The organism is Pseudonocardia petroleophila, assembly GCF_014235185.1.
GTDB classification, from domain to species: Bacteria; Actinomycetota; Actinomycetes; order Mycobacteriales; family Pseudonocardiaceae; genus Pseudonocardia; species Pseudonocardia petroleophila.
Genome location: NZ_CP060131.1, coordinates 2,319,288 through 2,337,663 on the forward strand (window position 1 = coordinate 2,319,288; position 18,376 = coordinate 2,337,663).

General features: G+C 73.2%; 18 protein-coding genes. 11 read left to right on the plus strand and 7 right to left on the minus strand.

All coding sequences use genetic code 11. The annotated features are described in order from the left end of the window. The first annotated feature begins 28 nt into the window (after window positions 1–28). Genes nuoL through H6H00_RS11705 form a run of 4 tightly spaced genes read left to right on the plus strand, consistent with a single transcriptional unit; the run spans window position 29 to window position 6,183 of the window. Window positions 29–1,969 (plus strand): NADH-quinone oxidoreductase subunit L, encoded by a 1,941-nt coding sequence (gene nuoL / locus H6H00_RS11690; RefSeq protein ID WP_185721301.1) that lies wholly within the window; start codon window positions 29–31, stop codon window positions 1,967–1,969. After that, window positions 1,969–3,570, plus strand: coding sequence for an NADH-quinone oxidoreductase subunit M (locus H6H00_RS11695; RefSeq protein WP_185721302.1), 1,602 nt, complete (start codon window positions 1,969–1,971; stop codon window positions 3,568–3,570). The genes nuoL and H6H00_RS11695 overlap by 1 nt, the downstream gene beginning before the upstream one ends. Then, window positions 3,567–5,177 (plus strand): NADH-quinone oxidoreductase subunit NuoN, encoded by a 1,611-nt coding sequence (gene nuoN, locus H6H00_RS11700; RefSeq protein ID WP_255425704.1) that lies wholly within the window; start codon window positions 3,567–3,569, stop codon window positions 5,175–5,177. The genes H6H00_RS11695 and nuoN overlap by 4 nt, the downstream gene beginning before the upstream one ends. 4 nt (window positions 5,178–5,181) lie before the next feature. Continuing rightward, window positions 5,182–6,183, plus strand: coding sequence for a polyprenyl synthetase family protein (locus tag H6H00_RS11705; RefSeq protein ID WP_185721303.1), 1,002 nt, complete (start codon window positions 5,182–5,184; stop codon window positions 6,181–6,183). A gap of 222 nt (window positions 6,184–6,405) precedes the next feature. Here H6H00_RS11705 and rarD read toward each other — a convergent pair whose 3' ends face one another. Further along, complete coding sequence (rarD, locus tag H6H00_RS11710) at window positions 6,406–7,317, minus strand: EamA family transporter RarD (RefSeq protein WP_185721304.1); 912 nt, start codon at window positions 7,315–7,317, stop codon at window positions 6,406–6,408. Window positions 7,318–7,544: 227 nt separating this feature from the next. Here rarD and H6H00_RS11715 point away from each other — a divergent pair, with 227 nt between their 5' ends. Both H6H00_RS11715 and H6H00_RS11720 read left to right on the plus strand, forming a co-directional pair. Then, window positions 7,545–8,156 carry an OmpA family protein gene (locus tag H6H00_RS11715; RefSeq protein WP_185721305.1) on the plus strand — a complete coding sequence of 204 codons (612 nt, stop codon included), beginning with the start codon at window positions 7,545–7,547 and terminating at the stop codon, window positions 8,154–8,156. A gap of 9 nt (window positions 8,157–8,165) precedes the next feature. Continuing rightward, window positions 8,166–8,534, plus strand: a complete 369-nt coding sequence (locus tag H6H00_RS11720; RefSeq protein WP_185721306.1) for a hypothetical protein — start codon at window positions 8,166–8,168, stop codon at window positions 8,532–8,534. A gap of 3 nt (window positions 8,535–8,537) precedes the next feature. On the opposite strand, the gene H6H00_RS11725 is transcribed toward H6H00_RS11720, so the two are convergent. From H6H00_RS11725 to H6H00_RS11735, 3 genes are all read right to left on the minus strand, one after another. Beyond that, complete coding sequence (locus H6H00_RS11725; RefSeq protein WP_185721307.1) at window positions 8,538–9,623, minus strand: 2-oxoacid:ferredoxin oxidoreductase subunit beta; 1,086 nt, start codon at window positions 9,621–9,623, stop codon at window positions 8,538–8,540. Next, window positions 9,620–11,503, minus strand: a complete 1,884-nt coding sequence (locus H6H00_RS11730; protein ID WP_185721308.1) for a 2-oxoacid:acceptor oxidoreductase subunit alpha — start codon at window positions 11,501–11,503, stop codon at window positions 9,620–9,622. Before H6H00_RS11730 ends, H6H00_RS11725 begins: the two co-directional genes overlap by 4 nt. Window positions 11,504–11,629: 126 nt before the next feature. After that, the gene (locus H6H00_RS11735; protein ID WP_185721309.1) at window positions 11,630–12,382 is read right to left on the minus strand and encodes an enoyl-CoA hydratase; all 753 of its coding nucleotides are present in this window, start codon (window positions 12,380–12,382) and stop codon (window positions 11,630–11,632) included. Window positions 12,383–12,420: 38 nt separating this feature from the next. Between H6H00_RS11735 and H6H00_RS11740 the strand changes: the two genes are divergently transcribed. Genes H6H00_RS11740 through H6H00_RS11750 form a run of 3 tightly spaced genes read left to right on the plus strand, consistent with a single transcriptional unit; the run spans window position 12,421 to window position 15,203 of the window. Further along, window positions 12,421–12,921, plus strand: coding sequence for a PaaI family thioesterase (locus tag H6H00_RS11740; protein WP_185721310.1), 501 nt, complete (start codon window positions 12,421–12,423; stop codon window positions 12,919–12,921). A gap of 3 nt (window positions 12,922–12,924) precedes the next feature. Next, the gene (locus H6H00_RS11745) at window positions 12,925–14,205 is read left to right on the plus strand and encodes a D-arabinono-1,4-lactone oxidase (RefSeq protein ID WP_185721311.1); all 1,281 of its coding nucleotides are present in this window, start codon (window positions 12,925–12,927) and stop codon (window positions 14,203–14,205) included. Further along, window positions 14,199–15,203 (plus strand): alanine racemase, encoded by a 1,005-nt coding sequence (locus H6H00_RS11750; protein ID WP_185721312.1) that lies wholly within the window; start codon window positions 14,199–14,201, stop codon window positions 15,201–15,203. Before H6H00_RS11745 ends, H6H00_RS11750 begins: the two co-directional genes overlap by 7 nt. Before the next feature lies 1 nt (window position 15,204). Here H6H00_RS11750 and H6H00_RS11755 read toward each other — a convergent pair whose 3' ends face one another. Beyond that, window positions 15,205–15,651: a DUF5946 family protein gene (locus H6H00_RS11755; protein WP_185721313.1), complete on the minus strand. Its 447-nt coding sequence runs from the start codon at window positions 15,649–15,651 to the stop codon at window positions 15,205–15,207. Then, window positions 15,648–16,220, minus strand: a complete 573-nt coding sequence (locus H6H00_RS11760; RefSeq protein WP_185721314.1) for a phytanoyl-CoA dioxygenase family protein — start codon at window positions 16,218–16,220, stop codon at window positions 15,648–15,650. Before H6H00_RS11760 ends, H6H00_RS11755 begins: the two co-directional genes overlap by 4 nt. Window positions 16,221–16,328: 108 nt before the next feature. Here H6H00_RS11760 and htpX point away from each other — a divergent pair, with 108 nt between their 5' ends. Further along, window positions 16,329–17,180: a zinc metalloprotease HtpX gene (gene htpX / locus H6H00_RS11765; RefSeq protein ID WP_185721315.1), complete on the plus strand. Its 852-nt coding sequence runs from the start codon at window positions 16,329–16,331 to the stop codon at window positions 17,178–17,180. A gap of 11 nt (window positions 17,181–17,191) precedes the next feature. Here htpX and H6H00_RS11770 read toward each other — a convergent pair whose 3' ends face one another. Further along, a complete protein-coding gene (locus H6H00_RS11770; protein WP_185721316.1) occupies window positions 17,192–17,755 on the minus strand; it encodes a TIGR03086 family metal-binding protein in 564 nt (187 codons plus the stop codon). 72 nt (window positions 17,756–17,827) lie between these two features. Between H6H00_RS11770 and H6H00_RS11775 the strand changes: the two genes are divergently transcribed. After that, complete coding sequence (locus H6H00_RS11775; protein WP_185721317.1) at window positions 17,828–18,373, plus strand: dihydrofolate reductase family protein; 546 nt, start codon at window positions 17,828–17,830, stop codon at window positions 18,371–18,373. The last annotated feature ends 3 nt before the right edge of the window (window positions 18,374–18,376 follow it).

The following is an 18,376-nucleotide window of genomic DNA, read 5'->3' on the forward strand; positions in this document are numbered from 1 at the left end:
GCCCTGTCCCCCCGCGTGAGGTGACCCGATGACGGAGTTGCCCGAGGTCGGGGCCGCCACAGGCGCCGCCTCTCTCGCGTGGCTGCTGTTCGTCCTCCCCGCCGTCGGCGCCCTGCTGCTGTTCGTCGCGGGTAGAAGGGCCAACGCCTGGGGCCACTGGCTCGGCGTGCTCACCGTGCTCGCGTCGTTCGGCGTCGGGCTGGCGATCTTCCTGGAGACGGTCGGGCTGCCCGCCGCGGAGCGCACCCGCGAGCTCTCGCTGTTCGACTGGATCTCCGTCGCCGGGCTGAACATCGACTTCGGCCTGCGCCTGGACCCGCTGTCGCTGACGTTCGTGCTGCTCATCACCGGTGTCGGGTCGCTGATCCACATCTACTCGATCGGCTACATGAGCCACGACCCCGGCCGCCGCCGCTTCTTCGGGCAGCTCAACCTGTTCGTCGCGGCGATGCTGCTGCTGGTGCTGGGCAACAACTTCGTGATGCTCTACCTCGGCTGGGAGGGCGTCGGCCTGGCGTCCTACCTGCTGATCGGCTTCTACCAGGACCGCCCGTCCGCGGCCACGGCCGCCAAGAAGGCGTTCCTGATGAACCGCGTCGGTGACGTCGGGCTGGCCGTCGCGATCTTCATCCTGTGGACGCAGCTCGGGACGCTGCAGTACACCGAGGTCTTCGCGTCCATCGGGCAGGTCGACCCGGGCGCGGTCCTCGCGATCACGCTGCTGCTCCTGCTCGGGGCGTGCGGCAAGTCGGGCCAGTTCCCCCTGCAGTCCTGGCTGCCGGACGCGATGGAGGGCCCCACGCCGGTCTCCGCGCTGATCCACGCGGCGACGATGGTCACCGCGGGCGTCTACCTGATCGCCCGGTCGTCCCCGATCTACGACCTGTCGGAGACCGGGCGACTGGTCGTCGCGATCATCGGCGTCATCACGCTGCTGATCGGCGCGATCATCGGCTGCGCCTACGACGACATCAAGAAGGTGCTGGCCTACTCCACGGTCAGCCAGATCGGCTACATGATCCTGGCCGTCGGCCTCGGCCCGGCCGGGTACGCGCTGGGCATCTTCCACCTGCTCACCCACGGCTTCTTCAAGGCGGGCCTGTTCCTCGGGGCGGGCTCGGTGATGCACGCGATGCACGACGACGTCGACATGCGCCGCTACGGCGGGCTCGCCCGGTACATGCCGATCACGTTCGTCACGTTCGGCCTGGGCTACCTCGCGCTGATCGGCTTCCCGTTCCTGTCCGGCTACTTCTCCAAGGACGAGATCATCGCCGCGGCGTTCGACTCGCCGGGCTGGCAGGGCTACGTCTTCGGCGGGGCCGCACTGCTGGCCGCGGGGCTCACCGCGTTCTACATGACCCGCCTGATGCTCATGACCTTCTTCGGCGAGAAGCGCTGGAAGGACCTGAAGTCGGCCGACGGGCAGGACTACCACCCGCACGAGTCGCCGCTGTCGATGACGGTGCCGATGATCGTGCTGGCGTTCGGCTCGGTCTTCGCGGGCTTCCTGCTCTACAACGGCAAGGTCCTGGAGGAGTGGCTGGCCCCCTCGATCGGTGAGCTGGTGGAGCGCGAGGCCAACGCCGTGCCGCACGCGCTGACCCCGTTCCTGGTCGTCGGGATCTCGGTGCTCGGCGTGCTGGTCGCCGTCGCGACCAACCGGCGCACGCCCGTCGAGCGGCCGGAGCGCGTGTCGCTGCCGGTGCGCGCGGCCCGGCGCGACCTCTACGCCAACGCGGTCAACGAGGCCCTCATCGCGCGGCCGGGCACCTGGCTCACCCGCGCGCTGGTGTTCGTCGACAACCGGGGCGTCGACGGGGTCGTCAACGGCACCGCAGCCCTGCTCGGCGGCAGCTCCGGACGCCTGAGAAGGTTGCAGACCGGGTTCGTCCGGTCCTACGCGCTGTCCATGCTCGGCGGCACGGTGCTCGTCATCGCGGCCCTGCTCGCGGTGAGGTTCGTCTGATGAACTCCGGATTGCTGCTGCTCACCCTGCTGCTGCTCCCCATGGTGGGGGCCGGGGTCGTCGCCACGCTGGGGACCAACGCCCGGCTGGCCAAGCTCGTCGCGATCGGCTTCTCGCTCGCGTCGCTGGTTCTGACCGTCGTCGTCTGGTTCGCCTACCTCGGCGCCCGGTCCGACAGCCGGTTCGCCCTCGAGCTGTCGGTGCCGTGGATCCCCGCGTTCGGCACGTCGTTCGCACTCGGCATCGACGGCATCGCGCTGGTGATGCTGGCGCTGATCGCGGTGCTGGTGCCGATCGTGATGCTGTTCTCGTGGGAGGAGAAGCTCCCCGAGGGCCGCAGCGCCGCCGGCTTCTTCGCGCTGCTGCTGGCCACGCAGAGCCTGCTCGTCGGGGTGTTCGCGGCCACCGACGTCTTCCTGTTCTACGTGTTCTTCGAGGCGATGCTCGTCCCGATGTACTTCATGATCGGGCGCTTCGGCGGGCCGCGCCGCCAGTACGCGGCGGTCAAGTTCTTCCTGTACTCGCTGCTCGGCGGGCTGATCATGCTCGCGTCGGTGATCGGGCTGTTCGTCGTCAGCGGCACGGAGCTGGGGCAGAGCACCTTCACCTGGGTCGAGCTGCAGCGGATGGCCGCGGGCGTCGACGAGACCACGCAGATCTGGCTGTTCCTCGGCTTCTTCCTGGCGTTCGCGATCAAGGCGCCGCTGGTGCCGTTCCACACCTGGCTGCCCGACGCCGGTGCCGAGGCCCCCGTCGGGGCGGGCGTGCTGCTGGTGGGTGTGCTCGACAAGGTCGGCACGTTCGGCTTCCTGCGCTACTGCCTGCCGCTGTTCCCGCTGGCCAGCCAGCGCCTCGCGCCGCTGGTGCTGACGCTCGCGGTGATCGGCGTCCTCTACGGCGCGCTGCTCGCCGTCGGCCAGACCGACATGAAGCGGTTCGTCGCCTACACCTCGATCGCGCACTTCGGCTTCATCGCGCTGGGGATCTTCTCCTTCTCCAGCCAGGCGTTCGCCGGGGCCACGCTCTACATGGTCAACCACGGCATCTCGACCGGGATGCTGTTCATCGTGGTCGGCCTGCTGATCGCGCGCGGCGGGTCGCGCCTGATCGGCGACTACGGCGGCGTGCACAAGCTGGCCCCGCTGCTGGCCGGGTCGTTCCTCGTCGCGGGCCTGTCGTCGCTGGCGCTGCCCGGCACCAACTCGTTCGTCAGCGAGTTCCTGGTGCTGGTCGGGTCCTACCCGCGCCAGCCCGTCTTCACGATCCTGGCCACGGTCGGCATCATCTTCGCTGCCCTGTACGTGCTGTGGGTCTACCAGCAGGTCATGCAGGGCCCGGTGCGCGGCGCCGCGGTGCTCGCCACCGTCGGGGCGAAGGGCGGGCCGGGCACGATGCTCGACCCGGCCGTCGAGGCGGCCCGTGACTCCTCGGGCTTCCCCGACCTGGGCAGGCGCGAGATCGCCGTGCTCACCCCGCTGATCGTGCTCATCCTGGTGCTCGGGTTCTTCCCCGGACCGGTGCTCGACGTCATCACCCCGTCGGTGGTGGCCACCATGAACGAGGTGGGTCTGGCCGACCCGGTGGGAGGGTTCGCGCCGTGACGAACACGGTCTCGACGACGCTGGCTCAGGGGATCGAGTCGCCCCCGATCGACTACGGCGCGGTCCTGCCGCTGCTGATCGTCCTCGGCACGGCGTGCATCGGCGTCCTGCTGGAGGCGTTCCTGCCGCGGCACCAGCGCTGGCCCGCCCAGGTCGCGCTCTCCGTCGTCGGCATCGCGGCGGCCGGGCTCACGCTCGGCATCTACGCAGGCGGCGCGACCGGCGAGGGCGTGGTGACGTTCGCGGGCGCCGTGGCCGTCGACCGGCCCACGCTGTTCATGTGGGGCGCCCTGCTGGCCCTCGGGCTGGCGAGCGTGCTGCTGATCGCCGACCGGTCGGTCGAGCCGGGCGGGGCGTTCATCTCCTCGGCCGTCGCGCGGGCCGCGGCGGGCGGCGGGACCACCGGGGGCACCGGCGCGGGTCCGGACGACCGCGACTACGGCTCGCCCGACCAGGCGCCGACCATGCAGACCGAGGTCTTCCCGTTCACGTTCTTCGCCCTCGGCGGGATGATGGCGTTCGTCTCGGCGAACGACCTGCTGACGATGTTCATCGCGCTCGAGGTGCTGTCGCTGCCGCTGTACCTGATGTGCGGGCTCGCGCGGCGCCGCCGCCTGCTCTCGCAGGAGGCGGCGGTCAAGTACTTCCTCCTCGGCGCGTTCGCCTCGGCGTTCTTCCTCTACGGCCTCGCGCTGATCTACGGCTACGCGGGCTCCGTGCGGTTCACCGACATCGCGGAGGCCTCCGTCGGCTCCGCCCGCTCCGACGCGCTGCTCTTCGCCGGGCTCGCGCTGCTGGTCGTCGGCCTGATGTTCAAGGCGTCGGTCGGTCCGTTCCACACCTGGACCCCGGACGTCTACCAGGGCGCCCCGACGCCGGTCACGGCGTTCATGGCGGCGTGCACCAAGGTCGCGGCGTTCGGCGGGATCCTGCGCGTTCTGCACGTGGCGTTCGGCGACACCCGCTGGGAGTGGCGCGGGGTGCTGTGGGCCGTCGCGATCGCGTCGATGGCGATCGGGGCCGTGATCGGTCTCACCCAGACCGACATCAAGCGGATGGTGGCCTACTCCTCGGTCGCGCACGCCGGGTTCCTGCTGATCGGTGCGATGGCCATCACGCCGGAGGGGATCTCGGGCACGCTGTTCTACCTGCTCGCCTACGGCTTCAACACCATCGCGATCTTCGCGGTGATCAGCCTGGTCCGCGACGCCGACGGCGAGGCCTCGCACCTCTCGCAGTGGGCCGGGCTGGCCAAGCGCTCGCCCGTCGTCGCCTACACGATGGCCTTCCTGCTGCTCGGCCTCGCCGGTATCCCGCTGACCAGCGGTTTCACCGCCAAGTTCGCGGTGTTCTCGGCGGCGCTGGCCGACGGGATGGCCCCGCTGGTGGTGATCGCCCTGGTCGCCAGCGCGATCGCGGCGTTCTTCTACCTGCGCGTGATCGTGCTGATGTTCTTCAACGAGCCGGCCGCCGACGGCCCCGCCGTCACGGTGCCGGGCGCGTTCACCACGGCCGCGATCACGCTCGGGGTGCTGATCACCCTGCTGCTCGGCATCCTGCCGACGCTGGCCTTGGAGTGGGCGGCCGGCGGAGTGTTCGTAAGCTGACCTGGTGAGTAACTACGAGGTTGCGGGCGTCGAGCTGGGTGACGCGGAGCTGGCCGGCGCCACGGCGGACGGCCTGGAACAGGTCGAGGAGCTGCTGCGCCGCGAGGTGCACAGCGACTACCGGTTCGTCACCGAGACGTCGCTGCACCTCATCGAGGCCGGGGGCAAGCGGTTTCGCCCGCTGTTCACCCTGCTCGGGGCGCAGATGGGGCCGCGAGCCGACTCGGCCGACGTCGTCCGGGCGGCGGCGGTCGTCGAGCTGATCCACCTGGCCACGCTCTACCACGACGACGTCATGGACTCCGCGACGATGCGCCGCGGCGCGGAGAGCGCGAACCAGCGCTGGGACAACACGGTCGCGATCCTCACCGGCGACTTCCTGTTCGCCCACGCCTCGCGGCTCGTCGCCGACCTCGGCCCGGACGCCGTGCGGATCATCGCCGAGACGTTCGCCGAGCTCGTGACGGGGCAGATGCGCGAGACCCGCGGCCCCGGTCCCGACGAGGACCCGGTGGAGCACTACCTCACCGTCATCGCGCAGAAGACGGGCTCGCTGATCGCCACGTCGGGCCGCTACGGCGGGATGTTCTCCGGCTGCACCCCCGAGCAGATCGAGTCGCTGCACCGCTTCGGCGCGATCGTCGGCACCGCGTTCCAGATCTCCGACGACATCATCGACATCTCCTCGGCGTCGGAGGACTCGGGCAAGACGCCCGGGACGGACCTGCGCGAGGGCGTCAAGACGCTGCCGATGCTGTTCGCGCTGCAGGGCACCGGCCCCGACGCCGACCGCCTCCGCGTGCTGCTGGCGAACCCGATCAGCGACGACGCCGAGGTCGACGAGGCGCTGACGCTGCTGCGCCGCAGCGACGGCATCGCCCGCGCCCGCGAGGTGCTGGCCCTGCAGGCGAAGGAGGCCCAGCAGGAGCTGGCCCGGCTCCCCGCCTGCCCGGCCGCCGACGCCCTGACCACGCTGACGGTCTACATGGTCGACCGCACCGCCTGACCGCCGCACGACCGGCCAACTCGCCGAGCGCCGACGGCAGACTCGCCGAGCGAGATCGGCAAACTCGCCGAGCTAGATCGGCAAACTCGCCGTGGGGGTGACCCTGCCCCGGCGAGTGTGCCGTCGCCACTCGGCGAGTGTGCCGCGGACGCCCGGCGAGTTGGCCTGCGCCGCGCGGTGAGTTCGCCGATGCTGCCCGGTGGTCGGCGGAGGCGGTGCGGGTCAGGCGACGGGGGCGAGGCGGGCGGCGCGGCGGTCGGCCCGGGACGTGCGGATCAGGTCGGCCGTGAAGACCGCCAGCGCGGCCCAGACGAGCACGAAGCCGATCCAGCGCGTCGGCTCCATCACCTCGCGCAGCACCAGCACACCCCACAGGAACTGCAGGGTCGGGTTGATGTACATGAGCACGCCGATGGTGCTCAGCGGCACGCGCCGCGCGGCGACGCCGTAGAGCAGCAGCGGCACGGCCGTCACCGGCCCGGCGAGCAGCAGCAGCGACAGGTGGCCGCCCCCGAAGTCGGTCATCGTGCCGGTGCCGGTCAGCTCGAACCACGCGATGACGCCGAGCGCGACCGGGCCCAGCACGAGCCCCTCCGCGGTGAGGCTGGCCGTCGCCGTCAGCGGCACGGTGCTCTTGATCAGCCCGTAGAGGCCGAACGAGCACGCCAGCGTCAGCGCCAGCCAGGGCGGCCTGCCGTTCTCCACCGCGATGACGAGCACCGCCACCGCCGCCAGCCCCACGGCGACCCACTGCACGGGCCGCAGCCGTTCGCGCAGCACCACCACGCCGAGCAGCACGCTCACCAGCGGGCTGATGAAGTACCCCAGCGCCGCCTCGACGACGTGCCCGGCGAACACCGCGTAGATGTAGAAGCCCCAGTTGACGGTGATCAGCACACCGGCCGCGGCGACCATGGCCCAGCCGCGGGGTCGCAGCGAGCCGAGCTCGCCCCAGCCGCGCACCAGGGTGAACACGACGGCCATCAGGACGGCGGCCCAGGCGATGCGGTGGGCGAGCACCTCCACCGGCACCGCGGGGGCGAGCAGCGGCCAGAACGCCGGGAACAGCCCCCAGATCGAGTACGCCCCGACGGCGGCCGCGACGCCCCGCCCGTCCAGTCCCGTCGCTGCCACACTCCCATCAGAACACCGGGCGGGCCGGAGCACAGCGCCAGGCCCCCTGCGCGCCCGGATCGGCCGAACCCGCCCGGCCCGAACCGCCCGGAGGACCGACGCCGGCACCGTGGGCGCCGCCACGGCACGGCGCGCCGCCCGCGCGACACCCCGATCCGTGACGTGTCCGCCACCACCTCATGGCATCCTGCTCTCGTTCGCGACCCCGCCCGGCGCCTGGAGACCCGATGCCCGCTCGCCGCACCCCGGTGCTGCTGTGGTGCGCGGCGCTCCTCGCGGTCCCGACGGCCCTCGCGGGGATCGGATCCGTGTGGCCCGGGCCGCCCGCCCCCACGGCCACTGCGGCGGTCACCGCACCGGGCGGCGGGACGGGCACCGATGTCGTGACGGCCTCCGCCCCGGCCGCGGCGGTGCCGTCCGGGACCGGGTCCCCGGCCGACGGCTCGGCCCCGACCGCGGCCGCCCCCACCGCGGCCTCGCAGCCCGCCGCCGGACAGGTCGCCGCCGAAGAGGTCGCCGCGCTCGTCACGGCCGCCCCGGTCCGCTTCCCCGCCGACAGCGCCGCCCTGGAGCCCGCGGCCGCCGAGACCGTGCGGGCGGTCGCCGCCGTGCTGGTGGCGGCGCCGGAGGCGTCGGTGGTGCTGACCGGGCACGTCGCCGACACCCCGGGCTCGGCGGAGGGCGCGCTGGCGCTGTCCGAGCGCCGGGCGGTGGCGGTCGCCGACGCGCTCGCCGCGGCCGGCGTCGACCGCAGCCGGATCACCACCGTCGGGCGCGGCGCGGACGCGCCGCTGGAGACCAGGGCGGCCAGCCGCCGCGTCGAGTTCGAGATCCGCTAGGGAGGCGGCGTGACCGGTTTCGTCACCCAGGTGTGGGTGCTGTGCGCGGTGGCGTTCCTGCTCGGTTCGGGCGTCACCTGGCTGCTGTTCGTGCGGCCGCTGCGCCGCGCGGCACCGGTTCCGGCCGCACCGCCGGTGCCGGACCCGGAGCCCGTCCCGGTGGCGCCGCCGCGGGTGCAGGCACCGCCGCCGGACCCGGTCGCCCCGCCCACCGACCCCGCGCTGACGGCGCTGGACGGACCGGCGACCCGCTCCCGGGGCACCGGCGCCCGGGCGAGCGACGCGCTGGACGCGCTCGGCATCTCGCCGTCCGGGCTGGCCCCGACGATCCCGACGCAGCACGGGCCCGCCGACGAGGTCGACGGGCCCGGGCGCTGACGGTCAGCCGACGACGGTCCAGGTGTCGCGGCCGTTGAGCAGGGCCTGCAGGTCGGGCCCGCCGGCCGCGGCGGTCTTCTCCTTCGCCGCGGCGACCTGGGCGCGGGCGGCGTCGTCGTAGGTGACCTTGTCGACGTCGCGGAAGATCCCGGTGACGGTGTGCGTGAGGTCCTGGTCGGACAGCCGCGACAGGGCGAACGCGAGGTTGTGGTCGCGCGCGTCGTGCACCACGATCTCCGACGCGTCGACCTCGGCGGCCTTCGCGACGCCGAGCCCGAAGCCCTCGCGGACCACGGCGAACGTGCCGAGCCCGTCGTCCCCGGCGGGGCCGAAGCGGATGGGCTCGCCGTCGGTGAGGTGGATCAGGCGCTCCTCGACGTCGTCGCCCTTGCGCAGGACGTCGAAGGACCCGTCGTTGAAGATCGGGCAGTCCTGGAAGATCTCGACGAGCGCGGTGCCGCGGTGCGCGGCGGCCGCGCCGAGGACGGCGGTGAGGCCCTTGCGGTCGGAGTCGATCGCCCGTCCGACGAACGTGGCCTCCGCGCCGAGCGCCAGCGAGATCGGGTTGAACGGGTGGTCGACCGAGCCCATCGGCGTGGACTTGGTGATCTTCCCGACCTCCGAGGTCGGCGAGTACTGGCCCTTCGTCAGGCCGTAGATCCGGTTGTTGAACAGCAGGATCTTGAGGTTCACGTTGCGGCGCAGCGCGTGGATCAGGTGGTTGCCACCGATCGAGAGCGCGTCGCCGTCGCCGGTGACGACCCACACCGACAGGTCCGGCCGCGACACGGCGAGGCCGGTGGCGATGGTCGGGGCGCGGCCGTGGATCGAGTGCATGCCGTAGGTGTTGAGGTAGTACGGGAACCGCGACGAGCAGCCGATCCCGGACACGAACACCGTGTTCTCGCGCTTGATCCCGAGCGTGGGGAGGAACTGGCGCACGGCGGCGAGCACGGCGTAGTCGCCGCAGCCGGGGCACCAGCGCACCTCCTGGTCGGAGGTGAAGTCCTTGGCGGTCTGCTTGTCGGTCGTGGTGGGGACCCCGTCGAGGCCCCCGATCGACGGCAGTCCGAGATCGAGCGCGGTCATGCCAGCTCTCCAGACAGGTAGCTCAGGAACAGGTCCTGCAGTTCCTCGGCCTTGAACGGCAGGCCGGTGACGTTCGTGTAGCTCTTCGCGTCGACGAGGTACCGCGCGCGCAGGAGCAGGACCAGCTGACCGAGGTTCATCTCGGGCACCAGGACCGTGTCGTAGCGGGCCAGCACCTCGCCGAGGTTGGCCGGGAACGGGTTGAGGAAGCGGATGTGGGCCTGTGCGACCTTGTGGCCCAGCGCCCGGACGCGGCGGGCTCCTGCGCCGATCGGGCCGTAGGTGGAGCCCCAGCCCAGCACCAGCAGCGATGCGTCGCCGGTGGGGTCGTCGACCTCGAGGTCGGGCACGGTGATCCCGTCGACCTTCGCGCCGCGCAGCCGCACCATGCGGTCGTGGTTGGCCGGGTCGTAGGAGATCGAGCCGCGGCCGTCGGCCTTCTCCAGGCCGCCGATCCGGTGCTCCAGGCCCTTCGTGCCCGGGACCGCCCACGGTCGGGCGAGCGTGTCGTCGTCGCGCAGGTAGGGCCAGAACTCGCCGGAGCCGTCGGGGGCGTTGGTCTCGGTGGCGAAGCCCGGGTCGATCGGGGTCAGGGTGTCGACCGACGGGACCTTCCACGGCTCGGAGCCGTTGGCCAGCGAGCCGTCGGACAGCAGCAGCACCGGGGTGCGGTAGGTGACCGCGATCCGCGCCGCCTCCAGCGTGGCGTCGAAGCAGTCGCCGGGGCTCTGCGGGGCGACGACCGGGACGGGCGACTCGCCGTTGCGCCCGAACATCGCGTGCAGCAGGTCGGCCTGCTCGGTCTTGGTGGGCAGGCCGGTGGACGGGCCGCCGCGCTGGACGTCGACGACGATCATCGGCAGCTCCAGCGCCACCGCGAGGCCGACGGTCTCCGACTTGAGCGACAGGCCGGGCCCGGAGGTGGTGGTGACGCCCAGCGCCCCGCCGAACGAGGCGCCGAGCGCCGCGCCGACGCCGGAGATCTCGTCCTCGGCCTGGAACGTGGTGACGCCGAAGCCCTTGTGCTTGCTCAGCTCGTGCAGGATGTCCGACGCCGGCGTGATCGGGTACGACCCGAGGAACACGGGCAGCCCGGTGACCTGGCCCGCGGCGACGAGGCCGTAGGACAGCGCGGTGTTGCCGGTGATCTGGCGGTAGGTGCCGGTGGGCAGCGGCGCGGGCTTCACCTCGTAGGTGACGGCGAACGCCTCGGTGGTCTCGCCGTAGGCGTGCCCGGCCTTGAACGCCAGGATGTTGGCCTCGGCCAGGTCGGGGCGGCGCGCGAACTTCTCCCGCAGGAACCGCTCGGTGCCCTCGTGCGGCCGGTGGTACATCCACGACAGCAGCCCGAGCGCGAACATGTTCTTCGCCCGCTCGGCGTCCTTCTTGCTCAGCCCGGTCTCCGACAGCGCACCCATCGTCAGGGTGGCCATCGCGACCTCGTGCACCGCGTACTGCTCCAGCGAGTCGTCCTCGAGCGGGTTCGCCGCGTACCCGACCTTCGTCAGGTTGCGCTTGGTGAACTCGTCGGTGTTGACGATCAGCACGCCGCCCGCGGGCAGGTCGGCGATGTTGGCCTTGAGCGCGGCCGGGTTCATCGCGACGAGGACGTCGGGGCGGTCGCCGGGGGTGAGGATGTCGTAGTTCGCGAAGTGCAGCTGGAACGACGACACGCCCGGCAGCGTCCCGGCAGGGGCCCGGATCTCCGCGGGGAAGTTCGGCAGCGTCGAGAGGTCGTTGCCGAACGCGGCGGTCTCGGAGGTGAACCGGTCACCGGTGAGCTGCATGCCGTCGCCGGAGTCGCCCGCGAAGCGGATGACGACACGATCCTTCTCCACGACCTGCGAGCGGTCGACGTCGGTGTCGGGGGTGGCAGTCATAGGTCGGTCGTGTCCTCGTTCCGGACGGGTGCGGAGAGTACTGAGGCGAGGTTAACTCCCAATTCGTCCCAGTGTCCCCGCACCCTGCCTGATGTCACACCTCGTCAAAAGGTGGGCGTCCCCTGCTCAGGAACGGCTGATCTTCGCCTGCAGGGCGGCGAGGCGGGTGCGGAACTCCTCGGAGTGCACCGACTCGGCCTGCGCCCGGACCTCGATCTCCAGCACCTCGGCCTGCGTCGAGAGCGCCGCCGCCAGCCGCATGGTCGCCTTCGTCGTGACCGTGAGGTCGCGGGGGTTGGCCGCGGCCCGGGCACCCATCTCGATCGCGGCCGCCACCACGTCGTCGACGGCGCGGTGCACCAGCCCGATCCGCTCGGCCTCGGCGGCGTCGACGACCTCGCCGAACAGCGTCAGCGCGGCCGCCGCCTGCGCGCCGAGGACCCGGTGCGCCATCCAGGTGTACCCACCGCCCGGGTGCAGGCCCAGCGGCAGGAACCGGGCGTCGAACTTCGCCTTCGGGCCGGCCAGGCGGACGTCGGCGGCCAGCGCGAGGTTCATCCCGGCCCCGACCGCGGCCCCGTTGACGGCGGCGATCGTCGGCAGCGGGCAGTCGGCGATCGCCAGGAAACCCGCGTAGACCCGCTTCAGGGTGGCGGGGTCCGCCGTCGCCAGCTCGGCGAGGTCGCCGCCCGCGCAGAAGCCGGGATCCTCCCCGGTGACGACGATCGCGCCGACGGTCGGATCGGCCACGGCCGCGTCGACCGCGGCGGCGAGCAGCCCCGAGAGCTCCAGGTTCATCGCGTTGCGGCGTGCCGGGTGCGACAGCGTGAGGAGCGCGACGCCGTCGGTGGTCGCGCTGTGGACAGTGATGTCGGCCATGGCCGCATCCTGCCCCAGCCCCGGCTACCGTCCGGTACATGTCCCTCTCCGTGCCCGAGAGCGCCGTCCGGCCCGCCTCGCACCCCGACACGCCCCCGCCCGGCACCCGGCTGCCGGCCCACTACGAGGGCTGCTTCGGCTGCGGGAACCTCGAGGGCGGCATGCGGATGAGCTTCGTCGTCGCCGAGGACCTGGCGGTCACCAGCACGTTCGCCGTGCAGCGCCACCACCAGGGCGCGCCCGGCATCGCGCACGGCGGGGTCGTCTCGGCCGCGTTCGACGAGGCGCTCGGGCTGCTCGCCGTGCACCACCGCGAGCCGTCCGTCACCGCGAGCCTGCAGACCCAGTTCCGCAAGCCCGTGCCGGTCGGCTCCGTGCTGCACCTGCGCACCCGGATCGTCGGGCGCGAGGGCCGGAAGATCTGGTGCGAGGGCGAGGCCCGGCTGGACGCGCCCGACGGTCCGCTGGCGGCCACGGCGTCGGCGCTGTTCGTCGTCGTACCGATGACGCACTTCGCCGAGCACGGCACCCCCGAGTAGCCGGTGTGGCGGAACTGGGCCGGCAACCAGCGCACCGACCCGGTGCGCACGGTGGTGGCGCGCGACGCCGGTGACGTCGTCGACGCGGTGCGGGCGGCGCGCCGCGACGGGCTGCGGGTCACCGCGCTCGGCTCCGGGCACTCGTTCACCGCGATCGGGGCACCGCTCGGGGTCGCCGTGCGGGCCCCGGCCGACCCGGCCGCGGTACGCGTCGACGGCGAGCTCGTCACGGTGCCGGCCGGGCTGCCCCTGCACGCGCTCAACGCGCTGCTCTGGGAGCACGGGCGCGCCCTGCCCAACCTCGGCGACATCGACGTCCAGACCGTCGCGGGCGCGATCTCCACCGGCACGCACGGCACCGGGGCGGCGCACCGCGGGATCGCCGCGCAGGTCCGGGCGCTCGACCTCGTGACGGCCGACGCGACGCTGCTGCACCTGTCCCCGTCGTCGCACCCGGACGTGTTCGCGGCCGCGCGGGTGGGTCTCGGGGCGCTGGGGGTGCTGGTCGCCGTCACGCTGGCGACGGTCCCGGCGTTCCGGCTCCGCGCCGTCGAGCGGGTGGAACCGCTGGCCGCGGTGCTCGGGGACCTCGACGGGTTCCTCACCTCGGCCGAGCACGTCGAGTTCTACTGGTTCCCGCACTCCGACACCGCCGCGACCAAGCGCAACGACCCCGTCGCCCCCGGACCCGACCGCGGGCGGGTCGGGCGGTGGGTCGGCGACGAGCTGCTCGGCAACGCCGGGTTCGGTGCGGTCTGCCGGCTCGGGCGGGCGGCGCCGGCGCTCGTGCCGCGGCTCAACCGGTTCGTCGCCGCGCGGATGGCGGCCGGCGAGTACGTCGACCGCTCCTACCGCGTGTTCACCAGCCCGCGCCGGGTGCGGTTCCTGGAGATGGAGTACGCGGTGCCGCGGGCCGCGCTGCGCGAGGCGTTCGACGGGATGCGGGCCGCGGCCGCCCGGCACGCGCGGGCCGTGCCGTTCCCGGTGGAGGTGCGGGTCGCGGCGGCCGACGACGTCCCCCTGTCGACGGCGAGCGGCCGCGACAGCGCCTACGTCGCGGTGCACGTGCACCGCGGGCAGCCGCACGAGGCGTACTTCGGGGCCGTCGAGGACGTCATGACCGCGCTCGGCGGGCGCCCGCACTGGGGCAAGCTGCACACGCGCACGGCGGACGACCTCCGCCCGCTGTACCCGGGGTTCGACGCGTTCACGGCCCTGCGCGACCGCCTCGACCCCGACCGCCGCTTCACCAACCCCTACCTGGACCGGGTGCTCGGATGTTGACCGTCCACGACCTGACCACTCCCGCCCTGCTCGTCGACGTCGACGCGCTGGACGCCAACCTCGCCGACATGGCCGCCGCGCTGCCCGGCCCCCGGCTGCGCCCGCACGTGAAGGCGCACAAGACCACCTCGCTCGCCGCCCGGCAGGCCGCGGCCGGGCACACCGGGTTCACCTGCGCCACGGTCCGCGAGGTCGAGGGGATGGCCGCCGCGGGCCTGGGCGCGGACCTGCTGCTCGCCAACGAGGTCCTCGACGCCCGGCGCCTCGGGGTCCTGGACGCCCGGGTCACACTGGCGGTCGACTCCGAGGAGACCCTGCGCGCGGCCGTCGACGGCGGGGTGCGGGAGGTGCTGGTCGACGTCAACGTGGGGCTGCCGCGGTGCGGGATCGCGCCGTCGCGGGCCGGGTGGCTGGCCGACCGCGCCCGGGCCGCCGGGCTGACCGTGCGCGGCGTCATGGGCTACGAGGGGCACCTCATGATGCTCGACGACGTCGCCGAGCGCGGGCGGCTCACCCAGGAGTGCATGGAGCGGCTGCTCGCGGCGCACGCCGACGTCGGCGGGGAGGTCGTCTCCGGCGGCGGCACCGGCACCTACGCGCTGAACACCTGGGTCACCGAGGTCCAGGCCGGCTCCTACGCGCTGATGGACACCGCCTACACCGCGGCCGGGCTGCCGTTCCGGCAGGCGCTGACCGTGCTGGGCACGGTGATCTCGGTGACCGCGCCCGCCGGGGGGATGCCCGGGTGGGCCGTCGCGGACGTCGGGCTCAAGGCGCTGGGGATGGACCACGGCAACCCCGCCGTCCCGGACGCCCAGGTGTGGTTCTGCTCCGACGAGCACCTGACGTTCGCGCCCGACGCGCCCGTCGCGGTGGGGGACCGGGTCCGGGTGGTGCCCGCGCACGTCGACCCGACCATGGCGATGCACGAGCGGGTGCACCTCGTGCGGGGCGACGAGGTGCTCGACACCTGGGCGGTGGACCTGCGCGGCTGGTGATTCACACCTGCGCCACGTCGGCGACGGGCCGCCACGCCTCCCAGACCTGCGCGGCCCAGCGCCGCACCAGCGCGCAGTGCCCGGCGGCGTCGCGGGCGGCCACCACGTCGACGATCGTGAGCGCGCCCCGGCGGGCGGGCGGGACGAGCGGCCCGGTCGGGCGGCGCCGCAGGGCGTCGGACGCCCACCGCACGTGCCGGCCCAGCGCGTCGCCCTCCAGGCCCCGCTCGACCGCGCCCCGCAGCGCCGCCAGGTGCACGGCGACCGCGTGCCCGCTCGACGACGCCGGGTGCTGCAGCGTGTAGGCGGCCACGGTGATCCGGTGCACGGCGAAGTACGCCGGATCGGAGAACTCCCGCTCCGCGACGACCAGCGCCCGCTCCGCGCACGCCGCCGACGGGACGGGCGGGCCGTCCCCGGTGCCGCAGCCCGGGCAGTCGTCCCTCACCCGCGCCGCCAGGTGACCTGCAGCGCGTCGCGGCGGACCGTCGAGCGGTTGCGGGTGCCGGAGTGCCACAGGTGACCGTTGAGGACCACCGCGGACCCGGCCGTCAGCGCGATGCGCCGCTCGCCGGGCCAGCCGCGGTCGACCGTGTCACCCGGTGCGCCGCGCTTCCAGACGTGCGTGCCCGGGACGACGCGGGTCGCGCCCCCGTCCTCGGCGACGTCGACGAGCGCGACGACCGCCACGGCGACCTGCGGCTGCTGCGGCGGCGGCCCGCCGAAGTCGGCGTGCAGGGCCTGCGCGCCGAACCCGGGGTGCGGGGCGCGGACGTGCAGTGCGCCGCGGACGGGCTCCGGCCCGAGCACGTGCTCGACCGCCGCGACCAGCCGCGGGGCCGTCCAGACCGCCTCGACCGCGGGCCCGCGCAGGTCGTCGACGTGCAGCGTCCCGCCGGGTCCGCGCGGCCCGGCGCGGTCCAGTGCGTCGGCCATCGCGGCCCGGACGCCGTCGAGCGCGGCGGCGTCGAGGAGGTCGGGGAGCAGCAGGTAGCCGTCGGTGTCGAGAGCGGTCACGCCCAGAGAGTGCGACCTGACAGCGGGTGGAGGTCAAGCGGTTTCGGAACACCACCCCGTCGTGGCTCGTTGAAGGTGCAAGCGACACCGGAAGGGACGGAACCCGTCATGAACGGCCTCAAGACCGCGCTCCTGCTCGGTGGGATGAGCGGGCTCGTGCTCCTCGTCGGGTCGATGTTCGGCCGGACCGGGCTCGTGATCGCCGTCGTGGCCGCGCTGGCGATCAACGGGTGGGCGTACTTCAACTCCGACAAGGTGGCCCTGCGGGCGATGCACGCCCGGCCCGTCACCGAGCCGGAGCACCCGGCGATGTACCGGATCGTCCGCGAGCTCTCCCGCGCCGCGCGCCAGCCGATGCCGCGCCTCTACATCTCCCCGACGGCCGCCCCCAACGCGTTCGCCACCGGCCGCAGCCCGCGCCACGCCGCGGTCTGCGCCACCACCGGCCTGCTGGAGATCCTCGACGAGCGCGAGCTCCGCGCGGTGCTGGGTCACGAGCTCTCGCACGTCTACAACCGCGACATCCTCATCTCCTCGGTGGCGGGCGCGCTCGCCACGGCCGTCGGCTTCCTGGCCAACATGGCGATGTTCTCCGGCCTGTTCGGCGGCAGCTCCGACGACCGGCCCAACCCGATCGCGATGCTGCTCATCGCCTTCCTCGGCCCGGTGGCCGCCGGGCTGGTGCAGATGGCCGTGAGCCGGTCGCGGGAGTACCAGGCCGACGCCAGCGGCGCGGCGCTGACGGGTGATCCGCTGGCACTGGCGTCGGCGCTGCGCAAGCTCGCGACCGGCACCCAGCTCGCGCCGCTGCCGCCGGACCCCCAGCTCACCGCCCAGTCGCACCTGATGATCGCCAACCCGTTCCGGGCCGGGGAGCACATGGCCCGGCTGTTCGCCACCCACCCGCCGATGGAGGACCGCATCCGTCGGCTGGAGGAGATGGGCCTGCACCGGCACTGACCGGTCTCCTCCTACGGGGTGCGGCCGAACCTGCCCAGCAGCTCCGCCTGCGCCCCGCTCCCGGCCGGGACCTCGACGAGCGGGCCGATCACCCCGATGCGGTGGTAGAGCGCCTCGGTCTCCTCGACGTACCAGGCCAGCAGCGCCTCGACGACCTCCCCGTCGAGCGTCTCGTCGGTGCCGAGCGCGCGGGCGAGGTCCCAGGCGTGCACGAGGTGGTCGGCCGAGAGCTGCAGCACGTACTCGCGCGCGGGGCGGTCGCCGAACGACAGGTGCGCGACGCCCTCCACGGTGCCCTCCGCGAGCACCGCGGCGAGCGCGGCGGCCGCGGCCTCGTCGTAGGTGGCGAGCGGGTCGGCGCCGAGCAGGTCCCCGTCGAACCGGTCGCCGACCTCGGCGATCGTCGCCCCGCCGAGCAGCAGCGGTGTCCACCGCTCCTCGTTGACGAGGTGGTTGACCAGGTCGCGCACGTCCCAGCCGGGGTTGACGGTGGGCGCGGCCCAGCGGCCGTCGACGGCGTGCACGCGCTCGCCGAACGCGGCGCTGCACCGGGTGTAGATCTCTCGGACGTCCATCCGTCGATTGTGCGATGAGTCCGGCCCGGTGTCGTCGTCCATGCTGTGACACCCCGGCCGGAGGAGACCACCATGGGACAGATCAAGGTCAGCGAGTTCATCACCCTCGACGGGGTGATCGGGGCGCCCACGTTCACCTTCGACCACCCGTTCACCGACGCGATGGGCGAGGCCATGGGCCGGCTCACCACCGGGGGCTCGGAGGCGATCCTGTTCGGGCGCACCACGTGGGAGGAGTCGGGCCCGGCCTGGACCTCGCGCGACATGGCGGACGACCCCGGCGCCCCGTTCTTCAACGACACGCCCAAGTACGTCGTGTCCGCGTCCCGCACCGACGCCGACGGCTGGGCGCACTCCTCGCTGCTCGGCGGCTACGACGCCGCGACCCTGCGGGAGTTCAAGGACGGCGTCGCCGGCGGGATCTACTGCTACGGCAGCGGCACCCTCGTGCGCGCGATGCTCGCCGACGGGCTGGTCGACGAGCTGCACCTGTGGCTCTACCCGGTCGCGGTCGGCGACGGGCCGAAGCTGTTCCCGGAGGGCACGCGGTCGACGCTGAGGCTCGGCGGCAGCGAGTCGTTCGACAACGGCGTCGTGCACCTGACGTACACGCCCTGACCG